Genomic DNA, 24,252 nt, shown 5'->3' on the forward strand with positions numbered 1-24,252 from the left:
ACTGTACCGTATATAGTGTCCCTTCTTCATAATCCTTTGTGAGTAAGCTTTTCGAGACTTAACGGGAAAAGTCAGAGGATTCAAGAGGGTAATTACCAAACTCTGAGCTAAAAGTGGACTGGTATTTTTATGTCCAAGTGGTACTTGTATTGCTCCACTTTTATGAGTACTCTAGCGGTATCGACTTCAGTGAGCAAATTACTCGAAAGTTCATGTCAAATACATCACCACACCTTGTAAGCATATTCATTTACCCCATCAAATCCTTAGATGGGTTTGCTGTAAATCAAACAACCCTTCTTCAAAGTGGTGCCTTAGAGCATGACAGAGAATTTGCCTTGTTTGACGAACGGGGGAACTTCGTGAATGGGAAGCGAAATGCTCAAGTTCATTTACTCAGAACGTGGTTTGATGTTGACTATAGAATTATTTCCCTACAAATTCAAAACAAAGACCAAAAATTTATTTTTCATGTAGATAAAGAACGTGCAGATTTAGAAGCCTGGTTAAGCAACTATTTTGGTTTCTCAGTTAAATTTGTGCAAAATTCCATCACTGGCTTCCCAGATGATACTAATGCTTCTGGACCAACTATAATCAGCACAGCAACCCTTGAAGTTGTGGCATCATGGTTTCCAGATCTGAGTGTAGATGAACTGCGAATCCGACTGCGAACCAATTTGGAAATTGGTGGAGTTCCAGCTTTTTGGGAGGAGCAATTATTTGCTGAAGCGAACTTTTTCGTTCAATTTCAAGTGGGAGACGTACTTTTTGCAGGAATTAACCCTTGCCAGCGCTGTGTTGTTCCTGCGCGAAACTCTCAGACTGGTGAAATTACGCCTAACTTTCAAAAAATATTCATTGCCAAAAGGCGAGAGTTTTTACCCTCTTGGACAACCATTTCTCGCTTCAACCACTTTTTCAAGTTAGCGGTGAATACAAAAGTGCCTGAGTCTGAAGCAGGAAAAATTTTAAGGATAGGAGATCCTGTTAAAGTTATTGGTATCAGCAAGAGAATCTGAACTTGAGCGCAATACGATTTCTCTTAATACCGATGCTAAGAGCTTGGGGATTTTTCACGCTCGGAGCAAATGATTTTAAGCAGCGATCGCCAATTCTGGCTGTGTACCCATACTGCACAGGCTACGATTACCTCTATGAATCCAGATAAATAAAGCATCTAACACCAGTTGCCAACAGTACTTGCGTCGCATATCCAACTTCCCCATCCCATGCTCTAATGCCCATTTTTTGACCAATTTGGTGTCTAGTACGCCCAGCAGGTTTTTGACGTTATGGCGCAGCATACCTATTGTTACCTTTGGAGAAGTTTTGATATTATGTTTGTACATGATTATATGTCCAAGCTGGTGATTAGCGTCTAAGCGCGGATATTGGTCAAGCACCACCGCTAGGCTCCGGTAAAAAGTTAAGCGGTGGTTATTAACTCTTTTATATTATATCCAAGTCAACGCGGAAAGTCAATCTATTTAAGGAAAAATTTTATGGCGGGAGAAGGAAGTAAAAAAACCCAGTTCAAAGACCAAGGCGTCGGCGTAGGTCGCAGAAAATGCTACTCTTTCAAGATTCCTGAGAAATACGATGAAATTATTCTTAGTCTTCCGAATAAAAGTGAAAAGTTTAGAGAATGGGTGATACAAGGCATGATCCGGGATGGTTTACTCAAATGTGAGTAATCAATACACTTGTTACCTTACCAACTTAAAGAGGCAGATATGATTATCGACCCTCAAAATGTACCCAGCCGCACAACTTCGATTTATCCCGAACAATTTAAGCCACTCTTGGCTGGGAGAATCAAACAAGCGTTAGGAAACGCGGCTGGGTTGAAGAACTTTGGCGTCAACCTCGTTACCCTTGCGCCTGCAAGTTGCTCGGCTCTGAGACATTGGCATACTCAACAAGATGAATTCATCTATGTGATAGAGGGTGTAGTTGTAAATTTAGCGCTACCAACATCATCCAATGCTTTGCCTGATGAGAAGCAAATTGTTGAATCTCAAGGGATGCAGTATATACATATTCCCGTGCAATGGGAAAACCCTACCATAGAGAATGTGACAGAGTTTTTTCATGTCATAGAAGCAAATACAGACAAAAAAGTATTTGTTCACTGTGCTGCTAATATGAGGGTTTCAGCATTTGTATATCTTTATCGCCGACTGCATAAACACATCAGTGAGGAAGAGGCAAAGAAAGACTTAAATAAAATTTGGGTTCCTAATGAAACTTGGCAAAAATTTATCGAAAATGTAATTGAACATCATGAATAAGCTTTAGATAAGGGTTTACGCTCCGCGTATCGCACGTCACATAAAAAGCTGTTGTTGTAAAACTGGGATGGCTCATAAAATAGTTATAGAACTAAAAGTTAACGATATGGCTAAGGCAATTCCGGCAATTTATGAAAATGGAGTGTTGCGTCCCTTGGTTCCAGTGAATTTTTCTGACAGCCAAACTGTTTGGCTGCAAGTTTTACCTGAACAAACCATAACTGAACTCCTGCCGTTGCTTGAGCCTCTCTATCAGTCTGGTTTACTTACACCTCCCACTCCAAGTAATGCACAACCAATTTCTGACGCTGATTTAGCAGCAATGGTACAGTTGGCAGGACAACTCGTCAGTCGTCATCCCTTGAGAGCTTATGATGCCGTTCCACTCGCTTCGGCGCTATGTATTTTACCTCAATTCTCTGGGGCAAACATGATGACATTCACATTTCTCACTGCTGATGAGCGCTTGCTGGCATTTGCCCAAGCCAAAAATCTCATCACTGATAATCCCAATTACCATCCTTAAATTTGGGTAGTGGTAGCAATTCTTGTAGAGACGCGAAATTTCGCGTCTCTACATTGTTTTTCACTTTGTCTAATGTGATTATTTCACCAATTCTTTAACCTTGTTCATAATACCAACAGGATCTATTCCTTGGTGGGGAAACTGTTCCCATAAACCACCGCAACCCTCTTGATGAACACCCAAGTGAGCAAACTTTGGTGTCAAACCGCGTTCAAGTAGCCAGGTACCAAAGCGGCTACCCAATCCTGTGCGGCGGTTGAAGGATTCTACCACTAGCACAAACCCAGATTTGCCAATCTTAGCAAGCATTTCTTCATCAACGACGTTCAGTGTAGGCTTGTTGATTAAACCAACATCGATTCCTTCCTGCTTGAGACGTTCTACTGCATCTACGGCACGATACAGTGCATCACCAAAGCTGACGATGTAACCTGCAGTTCCTTCACGCACTACTTCATCTTTGCCAGGAACGAATTTATAACCTTCACCAAAGAAGTCTTTGCCATTACTATCTAAGATGTTTGGTACTTTGGAACGGGTGGAGAAGATAAAGCGTAATCCTGGATCGAAGAACACTGCTTCAACACAAGCTTTCATCTGGGCGGCGTCTGCTGGGAAGTACAACCGGGTTTCATAGCCGTCATCCATCCCATTGTCGGCAAACATGTTGTTGATACCGAAGTGACAGGAGTTATCTGCCATGTCGTCTACGCCGGAGTGGGAGAAGTGGCACAGAAGATTGGAGTAGTTCATCCGCGCCATAGAGATTTCGGAAATACACATTTCCAAAAAGGCGCTGAAGGTACCGAAGATCCCCTGCTTACCTTTTTCCATTCCGAATCCAGCAGCAGCAGAAATATTGCCGCGCTCCATTACACCAGAACTGAAGAAGATTTCTGGGTAAGCATCGTGAATTGCTTTCAGTCCGCAAGAACCTTCCAAATCACTGTCGATACACATCACCTTTTCTTTCCGCTCAGCTTCGCTCATCTTGCTGAGTACAGATACTACCGCTGAGCCAAACACGTTGCGGTTAGAACCCATTTTGTCACCGGAACCTTGGAAGGTGTAGGTATTCTTAGGCTTGGGAAGGTTTTTGAGGTAGTTTGCAGCTTCGGTGAGTCCGCGCTTTTCGAGGTAGGCGATCGCTTTATCTGCTGGTATCACATCATGCCCGTGGGTAGTACCTTCTATCCCTTCAATCCCCACTGCCATTTTGCGCTTGTTTACTACTGCGATTGGACCATCTGAAGTTACAGCTGCACAGATGCGACGATATAAATCATCAATATCCTCACCATCTCCCTCATTCACTTCCAGTCCATGACCTGCTAGTGTTTTGGCTACACTAAAACCAGGCAAGTACTCAGAAGGATGCCCAGCAATTGTAACATCATTGTCGTCAATAATCAACTTCACGTTAAGATTCTTAGCAACAGCCAGACGTGCTGCTTCTGCATCATTGCCTTCTTGCTGTGAACCATCAGAACCCAAGCAAATAACTACTTTGCCCGGATTTGCCATTGCCACACCATTAACATAAGGCCAAATGTGTCCCAGTCGTCCACCACTAAACTTCACACCAGGTGTCAATCCAAGTTCAGGATGTCCGGGTAGGTGAGAATTGGCTTCACGGTAATGAACAAGCTGTTCTGCTGGCATATCTCCATGTAGTACAGCCATGAGATACTGTGTTGCCACCCGGTGTCCCGCTTCATCAAAGAAAATCGGCACAAATTTATCTGGTGCGCCCCGGAATAACGCATCAAGAATTATTACTTCTGGTACTGTGTCATAAGGACCACCAGTATGCCCGCCCAAACCCTTGGCTGCACCAGTGGCAGTGAAGAAGATAATGGCATCACGGCACAGTTGAATGTTCGCCTGGAGTGTCGAGCGCTGCTCAGGAGTCAAAGTTGGGTTAGCAGGATCTAGTGCCAGAGGCTTATAAGCACCCAAGTCAATGGGAAAGCTAGCTTTAACAGTAGTGGTAGTCATGGCTGATTTCCATAGATTTAAGTGATTGACAACAGACGCAGTTATCGTTGCCAATCCACATTAATCCTGCTACAATCTGCCCCCTGAGTCAAATTAAAACAACATTATTTTTAGTAATTTTGTCTTTTACGACTACCTTTGAGGACACTAACTCCTCCCATGCCCAAAATCAACAGAGTTACTGCTGAACTTGTTTCAGGAACAGCTTGAGCTTGCACGCGATCGACAAATAGTCCCGAAATCACTGTCCGTTCACCTACATCCACAACTCCGATACCTAAAGTGTACTCTCCATTAGTCGGCAGAGTATAAGAAAAAGTTTTAAATCCTGTTTCGGCAAAAAAGTTCTGACTAGAACTGTTAGTTAAATCCCCTGTTGTATCAGCTAGTCTAAAGAATAAGTTTTCCGAGTTATTACTTATAGTAGCGAAAGCAAAATCATTGTAGTTTGGATCGGCATTACTACCTGTAGACTCATCAGTGAGAAAATTCCACGCAAACGATAGAGTTTGTCCAGCTTGGGCTGTAAAGGTTTGTCCAATTGCCGAACCTTCGATCGCTTGTCCCAGAGAATTATCTCCAAAGAACTGCGATAAACCTAAAAATCCTTCTAAAGAATTTTCCGCAACACCCGTTATAAAAGTTGCTGGAACTGCATTTCCGGAGCGAATTTCTCTTCCATTGGCATCAATGCTCACAACTTCATTGAATGCATTTGATAGAAAAGCTTGAGTTCCTTCTACTCTAGAATCACCTATTGTTTGCCAACCATTAAAGCCATTTTCAAAATCCCCGTTAATGATTGCAGCTTTAGCAGTATTAGATAAAACTAAACTTACGAAAACAGTTAAAGTAGTCGAAAGAATACCCTTCATTTGTTACTCCTAATTTTTTAACTTTAATTAGTTTTTTTAAGTACTTCCCGTAAAATTTTGTAAAAAATTATCATTTGCTTTTATTTCTATACTATTTTCAATTACTTAAGGGTTAAGTAATGATTAATTAGTAGTTAAATAATAGTAAATATTTTTATATACTCATGAAAAATTACCAAAATTACTTTGAAAAACAGATTTCGTCAATTAGAACTTTCTTTTAGATGAAAATACTTTGAAGAACTAAATAGATGAATTGCATGACAAAATACAACTAATGGAAGATGTGCAAAAAAAAAACTAAATTTTCGTACTGATAAATAAAAAATATTATTTAATACTAAAGAAAGATAACCTATTCTTAATATTGCCAATGTATATGTATTGATTGAATGTAAATACTGAGATCTCGTGAGGCAAAAATTGAATTACCTTTACGAGTGCAAAGTAAAAAGGCTTTTTAAGCTAATGGTTTTAGTTATTCTTACTTAGAGGGGAACAAATGTCTAATTTTACACGTAGGCAGCTACTTGCGTTCTTTGGAGCCAGTGCGGGTGCGGCTGTGCTAGCGCCTACTTTTGAGGAAAAACTTTTTGGCGGTAACAAGACAATTGTAAACGCAATTGAACCCCTAAAGTTTACGCCAGTACGTTTGCCCCATCCGTTACCAATTTATACCCAGCTAAAAAGTTACTTGCCAACAGGAGTAGATTCGGGAAGCATCTTAGAACCTACTGCTGATGCACGCTTAAATGAATACACAGTACTTGATGACGTTGTAGTACCACCAGAATATGAACGGTATGTAATTGTGAGTTGGGGCGATCGCGTCTTCCCGAACCAAGAAGAATACTTTGGCTTCAACAGCGACTACACCAGCTTTATTCCCATTGGTGGCAATAACCCCAACGACGGCTACCTTTGGAATAATCACGAATACGTCTCCTACCCAATCTCTTTTGTTGCACCTGAATCTTTAAGCGATTTAGCTGGATTCCCCACCGCATACCCCATCGTAATTGGACAAAATTTACCCGAAGACAGAAACAACACTGAGTTGTTGGGTGAATTCATGTACAACGTAGGTGGTTCTATTGTCAGGATTTCTCGCTCAAATAGAGGTGAACGCTTTAGTGTTGTTCGCGATCCGAAAAACCGACGCATTCACGGACTTTCAGGTTTAGGAATTAACTCTCAACGTACTGACGCTTACCGAGAAGTCACATCTTGGGGTTCAAAGAGCTACCAGCAAGGAGATGATAATTATCTCATTGGTACTGGACTTGCGGCAACCGAAGTCTTCCCTCTCAGTTCTGACGGATTAGGTAACAAGATCATTGGTACCGGATTCAACTGTTCTGGTGGTACAACTCCTTGGGGAACCGTCTTGTCTGCTGAAGAGAACTTCCAAGGTAGTTCAGCCTTTTTCGTTGGCGTTACCGAACCTGTCAACGATAACGGTACTCAAACAGGTTACACTAGAGGGACAACAGGGGAAAGATTTGGTTTAGTTGGGGAAAAATATGGCTGGATGGTAGAAATTGATCCAGCAAATCCAGATTTCCGTCCTCGCAAACACACAGCATTAGGTCGATACCGCCATGAAAATATCGCCATGCGTGTGGAAGCTGGACAACCATTAGTTGCTTACTTGGGTGATGATCGACGCGGAGGACACACTTGGAAGTTTGTGAGCGCTGGTAGAGTTAGTTCTCCTACTGATAAAAACAACAGCCGCTTATTTGAAGAAGGCACTCTGTATGTTGCTCGTTACAACGCTAACGGTACAGGTGAGTGGATTCCTCTAGAACTAAATACCCCCACAAATCCCATTCCTCCATCAGTACTAGCTTCAGTTGAAATTGCTGCATTAGGTAGAGCTACCAGAAATGGTAACACCCCCATTCGGTTGTTCGGACCTTCTGCCAACCCTTCAGAAACTAGCGTATTTGTCAGCGTCACTACGGCAAATGAAGCTTCTATTCTGCCTGCTTATCAAGGCAGAAAATTGTCAGATTTCTACACCAGTCAAGGTGCTGTACTAGTTGATGCCTTTTTAGCAGCTAATCTAATTGGTGCAACTCCCACTGCTCGCCCAGAAGATTTGGAAGTCAATCCGAGAAATCCTAGAGAAGTTTTCATCGCTTACACAGATGGTGCGCCAGGAAGTGATGGCTATCCAGACTCTCGCATCTTTATTGTTTCTAAGTACAGTCCTGCTGTTAACGCCGCACAACCTTCTGGGGAACTGTTCAAAATTATCGAAGATAGCGCTGATAGCACAGGTACAACTTTCCGTTGGGAGCGATTTGCTAAAGGTGGAGAAGCAGGGGCAGAACCTGGAAGTGGTTTTGCCAACGTAGATAACCTTGCTTTTGATAGCCAAGGAAATATTTGGGGTGTTACTGACATGTCTACAAACGCCCACAATGGTTTTAACACTGGTGCAGCGGCAACTCCATTACCAATAGAACACACAATAGTCGGTGCTAACGCCCCCAGTCAGATTGATTCTAATCTCAATGTTGAGACTTCTAGCTTGATTGGTGTGTTTGGCAACAACTTCCTTTTCTATATTCCTACCAGTGGTCCTGATGCTGGGGAAATTATACCTTTTGCTTATGGACCAGTGCGCTGCGAAATGACTGGACCTACTTTCGTCGGGGATACACTGATTATTTCCGTGCAGCACCCAGGTGAACAAGTTCCATTCACTCCTCAGCAAATCCTTAGTCGAGATATTGAAATGTTGAACTTGGATGGTACGTTGTTTAATCAAAAACGTACTGTACCCCGTGGTAGTAACTGGCCTAGTAATATTGAAGGTAATTCTGACGGACCACCACGTCCAGCAGTAATTGGAATTCGCCGCAAACAATCCAGCGGTCGTTTTGTTTAATTAAGTAGTAGTAGACATGTGCAGAAATTAATTGTGCGGTGTCTACAATCCTTGTAGAGACGTTCCATGAAACGTCTCTACATTGTTTTTTGGAGATGTCTAATGCGTACTAAAAAGTAATACCTACATCTTTAGAAATATATCTAAAGTAATAATAATTATTTTGTTTAAAAATATAAATAAAAATTAATGTAACTAATGTATTGTATTACTAGATAAAAATTTAATACGAAAATTTACTGATAAAAAGCACAGGTAGCTGTTCAGCACTTGAGACTGTTTTAGTCAAAGGTAAGAAAGGAAACTATCAGTGATTAAGTAATGCTTTGATTGCTGAATCAAATTTAAGAAGCACCATTTTACTAGGTATACTATGAAAATCTCTATTATCGGCAAATTTGCAACTGCCGTTGCAGTGGCGATAGCTTGCGTTGGTTTAAGTGTCAACGGAATGAAAACTATTGCTCAGACAAGTGACTTGTCTACAGAGGGTGATAGCACTGCTATTGAACCAGCTACTGATAACAGATTAGCTAATTTGAGATTAATCGCTTTAACCACTAACAACACTCTAGTAAACATCAACTTACAGGGTGGAGCTAATACAAGAGTTCGAGTTAGAGGAATTAACGGCAACTTAGTAGGCATTGACTTCCGTCCAGCAAATAATTTACTTTATGGTCTTACAGACACTGACAACTTATACACCATTAACCCTGATAACGGTCAAGCTACATTAGTAAGACAACTATCTAACAGTTTTAATGGCGGATTTCAGTCAGGTTTTGACTTCAATCCAGCAGCAGATCGTCTACGGGTAGTAGGTAGCAATGGTCAAAACTTCCGTATTAACGTAGACACAGGTGAAGTTATCACTGATGGACCGATAGCTTTCGCTGCTGATGATGTTAGTGGTAGAGTTGGATTTGAAGCCAATATTACTGCTAGTGCCTACACCAATAATGTTGCAGGAGCCACCTCAACACAACTTTATAATATTGACTACGACCAAGACATATTAGTACTGCAAAACCCACCTAATGCTGGTACTCTCAGAACAGTAGGTAGTCTTGGTGTAAACTTTGCACCTATCGGCGGGTTTGATATTTTCACCGACGCTCAAGGCAACAATACTGCCTATGCACTATCTGGTACAACCCTTTACACCATTAACTTGTCCACAGGTGCGGCAACCAGAATTGCAAATGTACCAGGAGGTAACTTCATCAGTTTAGCGATCACTGCTCGGTAATTGGCTCTTTACCTGAACCATCACTAGCTTGATTTGTTGAATATGAACCTCACAAGTCGATATTTCATTGACGTGTGAGGTTTTTTTGCTCAAAAGGTAATTGTTAATGGTAATTGAATGATGAAATTGCTACCTTTGCCAAGTTCGCTTTGCACCTGTATGCTACCCTTGTGAGCCTGAACAATAGCAGTGGCGATCGCCAATCCCAATCCAGAACCACCCGTGCTACGTGAGCGATCGCTATTCACCCGATAGAACCGATCAAAAATCCGCTTTTGCTCACTTGGTGCAATACCAATGCCCGTATCTTGAACTTCTACTACCGCATTACCATTGTTGCGCTTAAGAATTACATTTATATAACCGCCAGCAGGAGTATATTGAATAGCATTAGCAATTAAATTAGAAAGCACACGTAAAAGTTGGTCTTCATCTCCCATTACATATAACGGTTGATGACATTGCATAGAAGATGTTAGTGTTAAGTTGGCTGAACTCGCTAACGCGGAAAACTCCTCTATTACATCGTTAATTAAAACATTCAGACAGCAGGGTAGTCTTTGTGTTGCCAGCGTTTGCTGATCTAAGCGAGATAGTAGCAGCAGATCCTGAACCAATTCAACAAGCCGATGATTTTGACGTTTAATAGATGCTAGAACATTACGCGCCTCTTGTTCAGACAGTTGCTTTAGATCGAGTACAGTTTCCACGGTGGCATTAATCGCTGCCAAAGGAGTACGCAACTCATGGGAAGCATCAGAAGTAAACTGTTGCATTTGTTTGTATGACTTGTCAATTGGTCGCATTGCCAATCCTGCCAGCCACCAACTAGAACCACCAACTAAGAGTACCGTAATTGGCAATCCTACTCCAAAAATTAATTTCAAAGCAGCGAGACGATTGTCAAGCTCTTTGAGACTGCGTCCCACCTGTATGTAGCCCCAAAGCTGATTATCTTGAGTGTGCAGTGGCACAGACATCTGACTGTAACGATTACCAAGTGAATCCTTGACAGTTTGCCACAGTTGTGTTTTTACGAGGGGCGGCAATTCTTCAGGCTGAAAACCTGCCACAGCAATTAATTGTCGCGAACTATCGACAAAACGTATATAAGATTGTTTATCTTTGTAAAGAACATTAACAATGCCGTATTCAGAGTGGGCGAGTTGAGAGTGGGTGAGGATTTTTTTGCTGGCACAGTTAGGCGCCATACAAATATTGGGTAGGATATTAGGTAAAATCTGCTCGAAAACTGGCGACCTTTGACCAGGTTTTTTCAGAGTCGGTTCAATCACATTATGCAGTGTGCTTGTGACAGATTCAAGTTCCCGGTTGATCGAAAGCAAATAAGCCTCGATAATTACCTCGTATACGGCGAAACCGCATAAGCTCAAAATCAAACCCATAACTACCGCATACCAAAGAGCAAGCGTTGCTCTCGTCTTATGAAACAGTCTCATCTGCATTGCTGGGATTGAAACGATAGCCCATGTTAGGAACGGTTTCGATTAATACATCACAATCATATTCCGACAGTTTGCGTCGTAAAAGTCGGATTTGAGCCGCTACTACATTACTAACACGTTCTGTGCTAAAAGTATAAAGATGACTTAAAATTTGCTCACGGGTAACAATCATCTTGGGACGTTTCATCAAGTATTCCAGCAGATGAAATTCCTTCTTTGTTAAAGACATTACCTGCTTGTCACCATTAGGATGCTGACGAGAAACCGTACAACTACCGTAGTCTAGGATCAGACAACCAACTTGAAGTTGCGGAGACTGAAATTGAGGCACGCGCCTTTGCAAAGCCCGTAACCTTGCAAGCAATTCTGCCATACCAAACGGCTTCACCAAATAGTCATCAGCCCCTGCATCTAATCCAGCTACCTTATCTTCCATGCTGTCTTTTGCCGTTAGCATCAGCACGGGTAAAGAATAGCCGCGAACCCGTAAGCGCTTGCACAGTTCTAAACCCGATATTCCTGGCACTAACCAATCAAATATTCCCAGTGTATACTGTTTCCAATCGTTTTCTAGACAACTCCAAGCTTCATTCCCATCTTGAACCCAGTCAACAATATATCTTTCCTGACTTAATTTTCGCGCTACTGACGCACCTAAGTCTGGCTCATCTTCAACTAGCAAAACTTTCATCTGTCTTCTCTACCTATGGATTAGTACACACGAAACCAAGCTACTCCTATGGGAATTTCTGCCTCACTGCCAACAACTTTAGCCGAAAAACGGTAGACATGACCATTACCAACATTTCGTCGTTGTACATTGTTAAGATCAATATGCAATACAGAGTTAGGCGCCACTGGTTTAGGAAACGCTAGTCTTACCGTTTTACCGTCAACAGAAGCATTAGTGCTAATTTTTTGCTCATTCTCATCCTCAACATCAATATTTTTGATGTTATTACTGACAGTTACACTAGATGGAACCTTAATAATTAGCTGGTTAACAACCTTGCCATTCTTAGGAATGTGTACCCGGAAACTATGCCTAACAGTTCGCCAGCGATTAGGAGGAAATTGCACGTTTCCATCAATATGAATAGCTGTACTATCATCTAAATTAGCACTTGCATAATTAGTAGGAATTAAGATTGCGGTAGCTATAGCCAGTGCAGTATAAATTAATGTTTTTTTCATGTCAATTATCTCAATAATAAAGTATGTCAATCAACCATTAGAATCACATGCAGGCGAATGACACTGTTACTCATTAGCTTGACAAATTGAAATGAAATTAGGATGAAATTTTAGCCTATTAAAGGTTATTTCCCACTGTCGTGTGATCAGAACGTGAATGAAATGGTTCCTTGCACTGTGAATGGCGCACCTGGGTAAATAATGTTTCTATTTTGAGATGTCTCGTAATATTCAACGCCAAAGAGATTTCTGATATTGAGCGCAACCCGCCACTGATCGCTTTTGTAGAAGATGGTGGCATCTGTTCTGAAGAAGCTTGGCAATTCAAATGTGTTCGATAAATTTCCAGGTCTATCTCCAACAAAAAATAATCCAAGTCCTCCTCCAAAACCTTTCAAACCGCCATTCTGAATTTCGTAAGTTGTCCAAAGACTGGCAGTATGTTGAGCTGAGTTATTCAATCGATTACCGATGAGATTTCTGTTGGTGTCTTCCGAAACACGGGCATCAATATAGGCATAGGTTGCAATAATGTTCCACCCTGGCAAAATTTCACCAATTACATCCAACTCAATGCCTTGGCTTTGTTGCTCACCCACTTGAATCTGAAATCTAGAATTATTGGGGTCAGTCGTCTGGACATTGCTTTTTGTAATATCGAATGCTGCTAGAGTTGCCGATAGCTTGCCATCCAAGAACTCGCCTTTAATGCCAACTTCAAATTGTTTACCTTTCGTCGGCTTAAAGGGACGAGAATCGTTGGTAGAACGACCGATTACAGGAAGGAAGGAGGTGCTATAGCTGGCGTAGAGCGAGATAGCTTGACTCGGTTGGTAAACAATCCCAACCCGTGGACTGAACGCATCATCGAATTGTTCACCGCGTGCAACTAGATTATTTTGAGTAGAAAAATCGAACCGTCCTCCAACCAATAGCTTCAGATTGTCCAACAATGTAACTTGATCTTGCAGATAAATTCCCCACGTATCTGTACGGCTTGAGAAGATTTCGGGATCTGAGAGAACGGTAGGACGAGGAATTTCAAATACTGGATTAAAAATGTCATTGGCAGGTAAACTAGCAGACCTGCCTTCATAAAAAGAGGTGTTTCGATTGAAATCGAACCCCAGAAGTAGCTGATGAGCAATCGAGCCAGTATTGAATTTCCCAATCAAGTCAGTTTGCAATCCATAATTTTGGAAAACATTCCGCTCATTATAAAAAACTCTAGGAGTGAATCGGTTGTTAATCAAGTTTCCTGCATCATAAACACTAGTACCTCCTGCATCCAATGATGAAACAAGGAAGTTATTTCGGATGCGCCAGTTATCGCTAAATCGATGCTCAAACCTGTAACCACCTCTATAAATTGTCTGTTTACGATCATCTAGAGAAGGATAGCTAAAATTGCTATTAATCGGAAGGGCAAAGGAATTGTCATCCAATATCACAAGTCCCCGGTCAAACGGAGTATCATTCCGTAGAAACTCAAAATCAAGATCGAGAGTTGTGTTACTACCAATTTTCCAGGTGAGTGCTGGAGCGATGAAAAAGCGTTCTGTGTCAACGAAGTTGCGGAAGCTTTCCGAGTTTTGGTAGGCAGCATTCAGCCGATAGAGAACCGTTTTTTCAGCATTCAGAGGACCGGAAATATCGAAAGTAGGGCGGTAGAAGTTATAGTTTTCTGCGGTAAATTCCACTGAATAGTAAGATTCGTTCAAGGGCTGTTTGGTGACGAGATTGATGATGCCACCGGGTTCAACCTGACCAAATAGGACAGAAGCAGGTCCCTTCAATACTTCGAATCGCTCAATATTAGCAATTTCTGCAAAGGAATTGAAGCCGTTATCACGCAGTCCGTTTCTAAAGTTCCCTGCTTGAGTAAAGCCCCGAATGACAAACGCTCCTGCGGCTGTACCACTATAGTTTCCTCCTTTGGTGACACCGCTGACGTTTTCCAAGGCATCTTGCAAGCGCTCTATGTTCCGATCTTCAATCACTTGGCGAGGAATGACTTGAATGGATGCCGGAATGTCACGCAAAGGAGTATCGGTTCGGGTTGCGGTTGAAGCGTCTGGTACGCGATATCCATCAAGCTCACCTGTCACGACTAACTCAATCGGTTCATCGCCCTGTGAGTCAAGTGGTTTCTCTTGTGGTGTCTCACTTGCTGGCTTTTCTTGAGCTTGTGGCGTTTGAGGTTTTTGCGGTGGCTTTGTTGCTGTTGCAGCAGAAGTTATACCAAAAACCAGCCCGACATTATCATCAAATAACTCAACCGTTGGCAAAGCCTTCTCACCTACCACTGTCACTCGCACAGTATTTCCATCAATATTTGTTACGGTAATTTCAGTAATTCCCTCAACTGGTTTCTGGGAACGAAATGTAAAAGCATCGCCTGAAGGTAGTCGTAACTGCCCGCCTGGTACATCGACAATAAAATTATTGCCCGTACTACGATTTATAACTTGCAGTTGTTTCCCAACAGTCGTCTCTAAAATTATCTCCACACCTTTATTAGTAGGATTGGCTTTAACGGACGTGATTGGTACAACACCCCCCTGGTTCGGGGGGTTCGATTGTACTAGCATTTGGGCGCTAGTGCTAGGACGCTCTATCTGATCAAGTCTGGGAATCTCTCTAATTGACTGGGAATTACGTAGTAGCGATGCCACAGATTTATTTTGTTTCTCTTGCTTGGGTGTTTTAGTAGCAGCTGCGCTGGCTGCACCCCAAAGCCAAACGGAAATCGTCAGTAAGAAAATCTTTACTAACTGCTTTTGTTTCACTTAATTACCCCGCACTGGACTCAAACAAGAATTCTTTTCAAGAAAGATTATCAGTAATCTAGTGCGATCGCAAAGCTGTTTTGGTCGCTAGCGGGAGTTTTTTTTGGTCGCAATCAGAAGTGTTTGCGTTGCATTGAGTATTCTTTGGGGTTGATGCCAAATTTCTTCCTAAAAGCAGCAGCAAAGTGATTCCGACTGGCAAAGCCGATTTTCTGGGCAACTTCACTCACCTTTATTTCCCCAGTTTCCAGCAATTGACGCGCCACGTCTAAGCGGTAATCGTGGAGATAAGCAAACACAGGCTTGCCGAACACCTGTTTAAACCCACGCTTGAGTGCATATTCATTGAGTTTGACCAAGCGTGCCAGTTCTACGGTAGAAGGTGGATTGTCTAGCTGTTGCAATAATAAGTCTCTAGCATAGAGAATCCGCTCCTTAGTTCCCGGCTTTAGCGGCTTGGGTGTCCGGCAACCCATCTGAATTTCTGCTTCTTGCTCTAGCAGCAGTGCTAACAGTTCCAGCACTTTGCCTTCTAGGTACGCACGCTTGATGATGCCTTGGTAGGGACAATGCAAGATCTGCTGCACATTATATTGCATCATTGGAGTTATGAGGTTGGAGCGAAACTGGAGTGGTTGATCTGGCGATCGCACTAAATGTTGCAATGCGAGTGGTAGTTCCCCGGAGGAATTGCCGATAAAGGACTGCAACAATTCTGGTTCTAAATGCACGTTCACAAACAGTTGCCGTCCTTGTGCAAACTCATTTTCTCCTCCAACAGCCATGCCACTGCTCCAAAAACCGTACTGTCCAGCTTCTGTCTCACTAACTGCCCAAGGAGAGCTTTCCCGCCACTGTCCTGAAAGCATAAACCAAAACTCTAGGGGGTGTGGATGGTCAATGCTTTGTATGATTAAATTGTCAGGGCGCTGACAGCTCTCAATCTCCAACAATAAACCTTGTCGCAATTCAATTCGTCGATGATATCCTTCTCCCAATGTTTGGGGAAACTTGCAGGTCACATCTAACTGATCGTCGGGGTCATTATGTTGGGTTCGATCAACTTCTTGAAAGAGTTCCTCGTGCGCTTGTTGAGAAATAGTAATAGTCATGATTAATTAAATTGGAGTTTATTGAGATTAATTATTACTATTTTCTTCGCCCTACACAAGCTAGATAACCCCTCATCTTCAGGTGTCAAATTTCTCACCAGTCTGTGTAAGGATATTGCCCCAAACATTTAGCTGATGACTGTTGAAAAAATTAGAATTCCCAAAAGTGAGCGCTCGCTATTTTGGAAAGCTTGCGATCGCATTGACGATACTATTCATCCTTACCGCAACTAGTCTTACCGCCACCGTAATCAGTAGCCCACCGCTGAATTTGTTTAGGTGTTAAGGACGAAATTTTGCTTACCTCGCGTCAATTTGTCACATATTATGCAAAACTTAGGTATCTATCTTGAGGTGAGTACTCCGCACTCGAATAGTTGTGCGATAGTTAAAAACGAAGTGTAAGCTTGCGTATTCAACTAGCAGAACTTTCATCTTTCTTCCCTACATGATGGATTAGTACATCCGAAACCAAGCTACTCCTACAGGAATTTCTGCCTTACTGCCAACAACTGTAGCCGAAAAACGGTAGACATGACCATTACCAAAATTTCTTCTTTGTACATTGTTAAGATCAATATGCAATATAGAGTTAGGTGCAACTGGTTCAGGAAACACTAGTCTTACCGTTTTACCTTCAACAGAAGCATTAGTGCTAATTTTTTGCTCATTCTCATCCTCAACATCAATATTTTTGATGTTATTACTGACAGTTACACTAGATGGAACCTTAATAATTAGCTGGTTAACAGCCTTGCCATTCTTAGGAATGTGTACCCGGAAACTATGCCTAACAGTTCGCCAGCGATTAGGAGGAAATTGCACGTTTCCATCAATATGAATAGCTGTACTATCATCTAAATTAGCACTTGCGTAATTAGTAGGAATTAAGATTGCGGTAGCTATAACCAGTGCAGTATAAATTAAGATTTTTTTCATCTCACGTCTCGAAGTAGGTCAATCAACCATTAAAATCCCATGCATGCGAATAGATTTCTTGCACTCATTCCAAATAACGGATATTTATAAGCACAGATGTACACAGATAAACACAGATAATTTATCGGTGTGCATCTATGTTTATCCCCGTTAGTTATCATCTAAGTGACTTTTGCAAGAGATTTAATGATACTGTTACTTATTAGCTTGACAAATTGAAATGAAATTAGGATGAAATTTTAGCCGTTTAAAAGTAATACCTAATCGCAAAAATTAGAAGATGTTGGTATCAACGGCGTTCATGCAACATATCCCGTGAAAAGCGAGGCGCATTCAGTGGAATTGGATTTTGTTGCATCCGCTCGATCAGTGATTTTAAAAAATTCTTCTTAGTCTCCGCATCAGAGATAGATGGTGCTATTACTTGAGGAGGTTGAATTACTAATTCAACCTCCGATCCTTCAGGTAAGTCGCAGGCTGTTTGCAAAATGAACGTGCCGTTACGATAAATTGCCTTCAGCGCATAAGGTATAAAGGAAACTCCATATTAGTTCTTGTAGTTGTATCTCCAAGCATAACTGATTAACTCATCAACCGACTTGAAGATGCTTGCTACTCCGATTATTGATTAACAGTGAATCGACCATTTACCTTTTCACCGTTAACATCCGCAGTAACTTTGATCGGATATTGACCAGGTGCGTTGCTAGGAAGCGAAGCTGTATAGACTTTACTCTGGGTATCATATTTAAAATCTAAGCTTTTTTGAGTTCCATCAGGTTGTTGAACTTGAGCCGTTACTTTGGCATTAGATACTATTTCGTGTTTTTCACCTCTTTCGATAATGAAATCCAAATGAGAGCCTTTATCTTCTTTATGAGTTACTAACTCCAAATGATACTGACCTGTCTCTACAACTTGACCACCATGAGAATGCTCTTTATCACTATGATTAATTTGAGAATGTGACTTACCCGTCTCAGTTTTTGAGGTATTAGCTGCGGGAGAAGATTCTGTATTACTAGCTGTATTTTCTTGAGTCCCACTACAAGCAACCAAAAAAACCAATCCCACACTTCCGAGAACAACCAAACCAGATTTTAGTGATTTCATCAACTTACTCCTCATATACAATAATTAAGCAAAAAATCTTCTTCTTTATATTCTTCTTAGCGTCTTTGCGACTTTGCGTGAGACAAAAATTACCGCTCAACAACTGCTCCAACTACCTTACCATTATGCACAACTGACATTCGTTTAGGCATTAAAAAGGAGCCAAACTTAGCGTACAAAGCTGGTAATACCAACAAAGTTAACGCTGTAGAAGTAAATAACCCACCTAACACTACAATAGAAAGTGGTTGCAAAATTTCCTTTCCAGGACGACTTTCAACTACCAAAGGTGCTAATCCTAAAGCCGAAGTAAAAGCTGTCATTAAAATAGCGTTAAGACGTTCCATAGACCCTTTAATCAAAACTTCTTTCAAAGGTATCCCCGATACAAATTTACTGTTGTAATTATCCACAAGCAGCAAACCATTACGGGTAGCAACTCCGAATAAAGTAACAAACCCAACCAAAGAGGCAATAGAAATCACGCCTCCAGTCAAAGCCACTGAAAATATTCCCCCTACCAATGCTAAAGGCAAATTAATCATAATCATGACGGTAGAAGGAATGGATTTGACCGAAAGATGCATAATTACCGTAATAATTACAAAGCCGATCGCACTCCAAATTAAGATATTTTGCGTGGCTCTTTCTTGTGCCTCAAATTGTCCCGCATATTGAATAAAGTACCCTGGGGGAATCTGCACTTGCTGTTTAACTTTGTTGAGAATTTCATTGACGACGGATTGCAAATCTCTGCCACTAGCATTAGCAGAAACAACTATCAAACGGGAAACATTTTCGCGTTTGATGGTATTTGGACCAGTGCCATTGTCAATTGTGGCAACTTGTGCTAAAGGAATTTTACCCCCCCTTTCGTCCCCCCCTTGAGAAGGAGTATCAACTAACAAATTGCGAATGGTATCTAGGTTTTGACGTGCATCAGGCTTTAACCATACAACCAAATCAAAGGTTTGTTGTTTTTCTAAAACTTGGGATACCACTTTTCCATTAAAGGCAGTTTCAATAATTTCGGCAAGTTTTCCTACTGTCAAACCATATCTGGAAGCAGCAAGTCGGTTAAATTTAATTTGAATTTGTTCGATTGGCACTTGAGGTTCCAGTTGCAAATCTACAATCCCATCAACACTTTTCATCACCTCATTTACCTGATTGCCAATAGTACGAAGTTGTTCTAAATCGGGACCGAAAATTTTCACAGCGATCGCACTCCTTACCCCAGACAACACCTCATCCATCCGGTGAGAAATAAAACCACCAATATTCGGTGCTACCCCTGGTAACTTGTTAAATTCCTCTCGCAGCTTCTCAATAGTTGCCTCCCTATCTTTCATTCCTAAGTTACTCAATTCAATATCCACATGTCCCATATTCACCCCTGCTGCTTCCTCATCTCTTGGCGCACGCCCGGAACGCAACTGCACATATGGAAATCTGCGGTCATCTTTGAGCGCTGCTTGTATTGCTTCGCCTGCCGCATTGGTAACTTCTAAAGATACTCCTGGATAAAGAGTTATAGTATTCACCAAAGTTTGCTCCTGAAACTCCGGTAAAAATATTCTTCCAAATGTTGGAAAAATTACAACTGCTGCCACCAAACTAGCAACAGCTAGGGCTAAAATAATACCCGAACGCCGCAGAGAAAATGTTAACAAGGGATGATACAGCCCTTTAAAAAATCTTGCAACCCAAGGTTCGGTTTCTGGTAAGCGACCGTGAGGCAGTAAGATTGCACATAAAGCCGGAGTCACAGTTAATGCTGTCACACTAGAAGCAATAACTGCTGCTAGATAGCCCAATCCCATGGGAATAAAAATGCTACCTTCTACCCCAGTCAAAGCAAAAATAGGCGAGAAGACAACTATAGTAATTATAGTTGCTCCAAATACGGAATCGCGCACCTCTTGACAACCTTCATACACCACATCTAAAACTGGACGTGGGTTGGGGGAATACTTATTTTCTCGCAGGCAGCGGTAAACATTTTCCGCGTCTACAATCGCATCATCAACTGCTGAACCAATCGCGACTGCTAACCCTCCCAAAGTCATTGTATTCAAACCCTGTCCCAACCAGTTTAGCAGCAGCACTCCTACTAGTAAAGACAAGGGAAGGGCAGTTAAACAAACAGCGAGGTTGCGCCAATTCATCAAGAATGGAATGAGGATTAAGGCAACAATAATGCTGCCTTCTACTAAAGCTTCTCTAACATTTTCAATCGAAGAATCAATATAGTTTTCTTGACGAAAAGTTGCAGTAACTTTGATATCTTTGGGTAAGCCTGCTTTAATCTCGGACATCGCTGCCTCTACTGCACGAGTGACAGTGGGAGTATCGGCTTGAGGCTGTTTATTAATCATTACGATGATAGCCTTTTCACCGTTAAAGCTACCATCTCCTCTTTTGACAGCCGCACCAAGAAGCACATCAGCTACATCGGCTAATTTCACAGGTGTACCATTGCGGGCAGTAATCACTGATTGCTCTAATTCTTCGATAGATTCAATCCGCCCAACACCCCGAATTAGCTTTTCGCGGTCAGGTGTGATTAAATAGCCACCAGGAGCATTGACATTGGCAGCTTGGGTAGCTTGCACTACGTCTTCTAAAGTGACATTAAAGGCTTTCAACTTTTCTGGATCAACTAATACTTGATATTGGCGCATCTCACCACCATAAGCTATTACCTGACTCACACCCGGAACAGCTAAGAGGCGATTTGTCACTTGCCAATCAACAATGCGCCGCACTTCCATTAAAGAAGCAGGGGGAGCTGGGGAGCTGGGGAGCTGGGGAGCTGGGGAAATATTTTCTCCTCTGCCCCTCTGCCCCTCTGCCCCTCTGCCTCCCTGCTCCTGTGCTTCCAAAGTAAAGGCATATTGCAAGACAGTACCAATGGGGGAACTAGTGGGGGAAATTTGTGGTGTTTCCACTCCTGATGGTAGTTTACTTTGAGCTTGTTGCAATCGCTCTGTTACTAGTTGACGAGCTTGATAAATATCGCTTCCCCAATTAAAAATGACTCTGATAACGGAGATTCCGGATGCACTTGAGGATCGTACTGCTGTAACTCCGGGAGTACCGTTAATTGCACTTTCAATTGGTAAAGTTACCAGAGATTCTACTTCCTCAGGGGCAAGCCCTGGTGCTTCTGTTTGAATTTCGACTTGGGGTGGTGCAAAGCTGGGGAAGACATCTAGAGGCATTTGGATAATCGTCTGAAATATCCAAAATGTGACGACAATTGCCCCCAGGATGACTAGCCAACGACGGGCGATCGCCCATTTAATAACGGCACTCAGCATTTTTATTAATTATGTTTATGATTAGTGACTTTTGGCTCATGATGAGTGACGTGATGGTTATTCATCAATTCTTGTGCATCAACAGAATCTCCTCCTACAACCGAACCTGGGATGTTGAATTCACTGCCGTTAGGTACTGGAATTAGACCTGGTTTGGTACGACGACCTACCATGAAACTAGCAACTGCGAGCGCTCCCGTAGCTGGTATAATCCACAACCAAGTTGATTGTATACCACTTTTATTTTGTAATGTTGCTTCTCGTTCTTCTGAGTGATTGTGACCATGCTCATGGTTGTGTGAGTGTGATTTGCTACCACCACGCAAAGACTGTGCATAAAGTTGAGTAGCACGTTGCGTGACAATCAAATCGCCATCGAACAAACCACTGTTTACCTCAACTAAATCTCCAGAAGTTTGACCTAATGTAACTTCAGCAGACTGGAAGGCATTACCATTTTGCAGGTAAACCAATTTTTTCCCATTTGCCTCCACTACAGCAGAACTCGGAATTGCCAACATAGCTGTTGAGGTTCGATTGGTTATTACCTCTAGTTCCGCAAACATCCCCGGCTTAAGTTGTCCACTAGAGTTATCTAGTTCGGCTTGTACTGATACTACTCGCTCCCTGGATACCAACGAGCCAATTCGCGTAATCCGTCCATTAAAAGTATGATTAGGCAAGCTGGCTACCTTCACCCTTATCCTTTGACCAGTCCTAACTTGATTTAAATCTTTCTCATATATATTAGCTGTAGCAAAAACCTGACTGTCATTCACAATCGTCATCAGCTTGCCACCCGCATCCTCGAATGATTGTCCCAGGGTAACTTCGCGATCAGCAACCTTACCTGAAATCGGAGCCGTTACCGTTACCAATCCTTTAGCATTAGCGCTGTTTCCCAGTTGTTGCAACCGAGTTTCATAAGTGCTATTACTAAGTTGAATACGTCTTTTTGCTACCCTAAATGCTGCTGAAGCACGCTTGAGTTGATTTTCTGCTTCAATTACTTCCCGACGGCTACTGGCTTTAGCAAGTTCAGCCTTACTTGTTGCTAACTGAGTTTGAGATTCTAGAGCATTGCGACGGGGCAATGCACCTGCGTCTGCTAACTGCAAGTCTCTGTTATACTTTTCTTGAGCAAATGCAACTTGGCTCTGCGCTTCGGCTATTTCAGCTGTGGCTATTTGCTGATACCTCTCGTAATTTTGCTGTGCCAGCGTTAAGTCAGCTTGCGCTTGCTGTAAATCCGCTTGACTTTGTGCGAGTTTTTCCTGAGACTCAACGCGCAGTGTTACCAAATCTGGACTGGTTAAAACAGCAACTGGTTGACCTTTTTTTACTGTTGCACCAGGTTCTACTAACAACTCAACCACTTTCGCCTGGGAAATTGGGGTAGTTACTTCCGCTTTTTGGCTAGGCAGGGTTTCAATCTGTCCTGTGGTTTTAATGCCAACATCTAGCCGCTCTTTTTTAACAGGCTCTACTTTAATTCCTAGCCTTTTGGCAATTTCTGCATCAACTTCAACAGAACCTTGGGGGGTGCTTCCGCCTTGAAATTCATTTCCATGATTTCCGTGAGCTAAAACACCTGCAGGAACACTTAGCAGCAGCAAACTCAGCATTGTCAAATAAACACAATGGAGTGACGTAAAATTTTGAAAACGGTTACAGATTGGCATCGCTCTTGAGTACCCTTAAGTATTAGGAAGCAGAATTGCGCTCTAACAGCCGCTCTTTCACTAGTCTTTCATACCGCTATGAAAACAGGATGAAATTTTGTAGAGCCTTACTAAAAAGCTGTAAAATTCCATCTAATACTCATGCCTCAATTGTAAACTGAGGGTTGATGAAGGTGAAAGCAAAGTTTGTTACTATTAGCTCTAAATCACTAGTTAGTAACTGTGATGAGTAGTCGAACAGCTCGCTCCTATGCTTTTTTGTCGATCACAGCTGCGATCATCACCATTGCTCTGAAGTTTGGGGCTTACCTACTAACTCAGTCAGTAGGGCTGCTTTCGGATGCCATTGAGTCGTGTGTAAATCTTGTGGCAGCACTAGTAGCACTGTGACTCCGTTGCCTTTGATAGATCTAGGTGTTCTGCTAAAGAGCTATACAGATTGACAATATGATTGTCAGCCAAGCTGTAGTAAACGTTCCGACCTTCTCGTCGATAGTTGACCAAACGCATGGCTTTCAATAAACGCAGTTGATGACAAACGGCTGAGTCTGTCATTTTCGTCAAAGCCGCTAGATCGCAAACACACAACTCCTGGTTCGCCAAAGCTGATAGAAGGCGTAGGCGGTTTGTATCTGCCAGTACCCCAAAAACCTCTGCCATCTGCTGTGCCTGATCTGTTGGCAGAATTTGTACCAGCGAGGAGCGTACATGATCTAGTAGTCTGTCAAATACATTTTGACGGATACTGGAAGATATATTTCCCAGCATTCTATAAGCTATGCCTGCAAAA

At 42.1% G+C, this 24,252-nt stretch carries 21 protein-coding genes; 7 read left to right on the top strand and 14 right to left on the bottom strand.

Translation table 11 applies throughout. The features are described from left to right. The first annotated feature begins 212 nt into the window (after positions 1-212). Positions 213-1,022, top strand: coding sequence for an MOSC domain-containing protein (locus ICL16_RS09560; protein ID WP_190826723.1), 810 nt, complete (start codon positions 213-215; stop codon positions 1,020-1,022). A gap of 75 nt (positions 1,023-1,097) precedes the next feature. Here ICL16_RS09560 and ICL16_RS09565 read toward each other — a convergent pair whose 3' ends face one another. Then, positions 1,098-1,352, bottom strand: a complete 255-nt coding sequence (locus ICL16_RS09565) for a hypothetical protein (RefSeq protein WP_190826725.1) — start codon at positions 1,350-1,352, stop codon at positions 1,098-1,100. Between the two features lie 153 nt (positions 1,353-1,505). On the opposite strand from ICL16_RS09565, the gene ICL16_RS09570 reads away from it, so the two are divergent. The 3 genes from ICL16_RS09570 (at position 1,506) to ICL16_RS09580 (ending at position 2,820) form a co-directional block, all read left to right on the top strand. Further along, a complete protein-coding gene (locus ICL16_RS09570; protein ID WP_190826727.1) occupies positions 1,506-1,697 on the top strand; it encodes a hypothetical protein in 192 nt (63 codons plus the stop codon). Positions 1,698-1,736: 39 nt separating this feature from the next. Further along, positions 1,737-2,294, top strand: a complete 558-nt coding sequence (locus ICL16_RS45495) for a fused DSP-PTPase phosphatase/NAD kinase-like protein (RefSeq protein ID WP_238360689.1) — start codon at positions 1,737-1,739, stop codon at positions 2,292-2,294. A gap of 67 nt (positions 2,295-2,361) precedes the next feature. Beyond that, the gene (locus tag ICL16_RS09580; RefSeq protein WP_190826729.1) at positions 2,362-2,820 is read left to right on the top strand and encodes an antitoxin AF2212-like protein; all 459 of its coding nucleotides are present in this window, start codon (positions 2,362-2,364) and stop codon (positions 2,818-2,820) included. Between the two features lie 78 nt (positions 2,821-2,898). On the opposite strand, the gene ICL16_RS09585 is transcribed toward ICL16_RS09580, so the two are convergent. Then, complete coding sequence (locus tag ICL16_RS09585) at positions 2,899-4,818, bottom strand: transketolase C-terminal domain-containing protein (RefSeq protein ID WP_190826731.1); 1,920 nt, start codon at positions 4,816-4,818, stop codon at positions 2,899-2,901. 110 nt (positions 4,819-4,928) lie between these two features. Next, positions 4,929-5,693 (bottom strand): hypothetical protein, encoded by a 765-nt coding sequence (locus ICL16_RS09590; RefSeq protein WP_190826733.1) that lies wholly within the window; start codon positions 5,691-5,693, stop codon positions 4,929-4,931. A 502-nt stretch (positions 5,694-6,195) separates the two neighbouring features. Between ICL16_RS09590 and ICL16_RS09595 the strand changes: the two genes are divergently transcribed. Next, complete coding sequence (locus ICL16_RS09595) at positions 6,196-8,592, top strand: PhoX family protein (RefSeq protein WP_190826735.1); 2,397 nt, start codon at positions 6,196-6,198, stop codon at positions 8,590-8,592. A gap of 373 nt (positions 8,593-8,965) precedes the next feature. After that, complete coding sequence (locus ICL16_RS09600; protein WP_238360690.1) at positions 8,966-9,844, top strand: DUF4394 domain-containing protein; 879 nt, start codon at positions 8,966-8,968, stop codon at positions 9,842-9,844. A gap of 89 nt (positions 9,845-9,933) precedes the next feature. Here the strand turns inward: ICL16_RS09600 and rppB are convergent, their stop codons facing one another. The 10 genes from rppB to ICL16_RS09650 form a co-directional block, all read right to left on the bottom strand. Next, on the bottom strand, positions 9,934-11,310 hold the full coding sequence (rppB, locus tag ICL16_RS09605) for a two-component system sensor histidine kinase RppB (RefSeq protein WP_190826737.1): 1,377 nt from the start codon (positions 11,308-11,310) through the stop codon (positions 9,934-9,936). Further along, the gene (rppA, locus tag ICL16_RS09610; protein WP_190826748.1) at positions 11,288-12,001 is read right to left on the bottom strand and encodes a two-component system response regulator RppA; all 714 of its coding nucleotides are present in this window, start codon (positions 11,999-12,001) and stop codon (positions 11,288-11,290) included. Before rppA ends, rppB begins: the two co-directional genes overlap by 23 nt. Positions 12,002-12,021: 20 nt before the next feature. Continuing rightward, positions 12,022-12,504 carry a DUF2808 domain-containing protein gene (locus ICL16_RS09615; RefSeq protein ID WP_190826750.1) on the bottom strand — a complete coding sequence of 161 codons (483 nt, stop codon included), beginning with the start codon at positions 12,502-12,504 and terminating at the stop codon, positions 12,022-12,024. Positions 12,505-12,650: 146 nt separating this feature from the next. After that, a complete protein-coding gene (locus tag ICL16_RS09620; protein WP_190826751.1) occupies positions 12,651-15,293 on the bottom strand; it encodes a TonB-dependent siderophore receptor in 2,643 nt (880 codons plus the stop codon). 113 nt (positions 15,294-15,406) lie between these two features. Then, the gene (locus ICL16_RS09625; RefSeq protein ID WP_190826754.1) at positions 15,407-16,405 is read right to left on the bottom strand and encodes a helix-turn-helix transcriptional regulator; all 999 of its coding nucleotides are present in this window, start codon (positions 16,403-16,405) and stop codon (positions 15,407-15,409) included. Positions 16,406-16,861: 456 nt separating this feature from the next. Next, on the bottom strand, positions 16,862-17,344 hold the full coding sequence (locus ICL16_RS09630) for a DUF2808 domain-containing protein (RefSeq protein WP_190826756.1): 483 nt from the start codon (positions 17,342-17,344) through the stop codon (positions 16,862-16,864). 289 nt (positions 17,345-17,633) lie between these two features. Next, positions 17,634-17,876, bottom strand: coding sequence for an antitoxin AF2212-like protein (locus ICL16_RS09635; protein ID WP_190826768.1), 243 nt, complete (start codon positions 17,874-17,876; stop codon positions 17,634-17,636). Between the two features lie 89 nt (positions 17,877-17,965). Continuing rightward, complete coding sequence (locus ICL16_RS09640; RefSeq protein WP_190826758.1) at positions 17,966-18,457, bottom strand: hypothetical protein; 492 nt, start codon at positions 18,455-18,457, stop codon at positions 17,966-17,968. Between the two features lie 89 nt (positions 18,458-18,546). After that, positions 18,547-21,780, bottom strand: a complete 3,234-nt coding sequence (locus ICL16_RS09645) for an efflux RND transporter permease subunit (protein WP_190826760.1) — start codon at positions 21,778-21,780, stop codon at positions 18,547-18,549. 5 nt (positions 21,781-21,785) lie between these two features. Continuing rightward, positions 21,786-23,462 carry an efflux RND transporter periplasmic adaptor subunit gene (locus ICL16_RS09650; RefSeq protein WP_190826762.1) on the bottom strand — a complete coding sequence of 559 codons (1,677 nt, stop codon included), beginning with the start codon at positions 23,460-23,462 and terminating at the stop codon, positions 21,786-21,788. A gap of 225 nt (positions 23,463-23,687) precedes the next feature. On the opposite strand from ICL16_RS09650, the gene ICL16_RS09655 reads away from it, so the two are divergent. Next, complete coding sequence (locus tag ICL16_RS09655) at positions 23,688-23,852, top strand: hypothetical protein (protein ID WP_238360692.1); 165 nt, start codon at positions 23,688-23,690, stop codon at positions 23,850-23,852. On the opposite strand, the gene ICL16_RS09660 is transcribed toward ICL16_RS09655, so the two are convergent. Beyond that, complete coding sequence (locus ICL16_RS09660; protein WP_238360693.1) at positions 23,838-24,230, bottom strand: ArsR/SmtB family transcription factor; 393 nt, start codon at positions 24,228-24,230, stop codon at positions 23,838-23,840. The genes ICL16_RS09655 and ICL16_RS09660 overlap by 15 nt on opposite strands. Between the last annotated feature and the right edge of the window lie 22 nt (positions 24,231-24,252).

Source organism: Iningainema tapete BLCC-T55, from assembly GCF_014698965.1.
Classification (GTDB): domain Bacteria; phylum Cyanobacteriota; class Cyanobacteriia; order Cyanobacteriales; family Nostocaceae; genus Iningainema; species Iningainema tapete.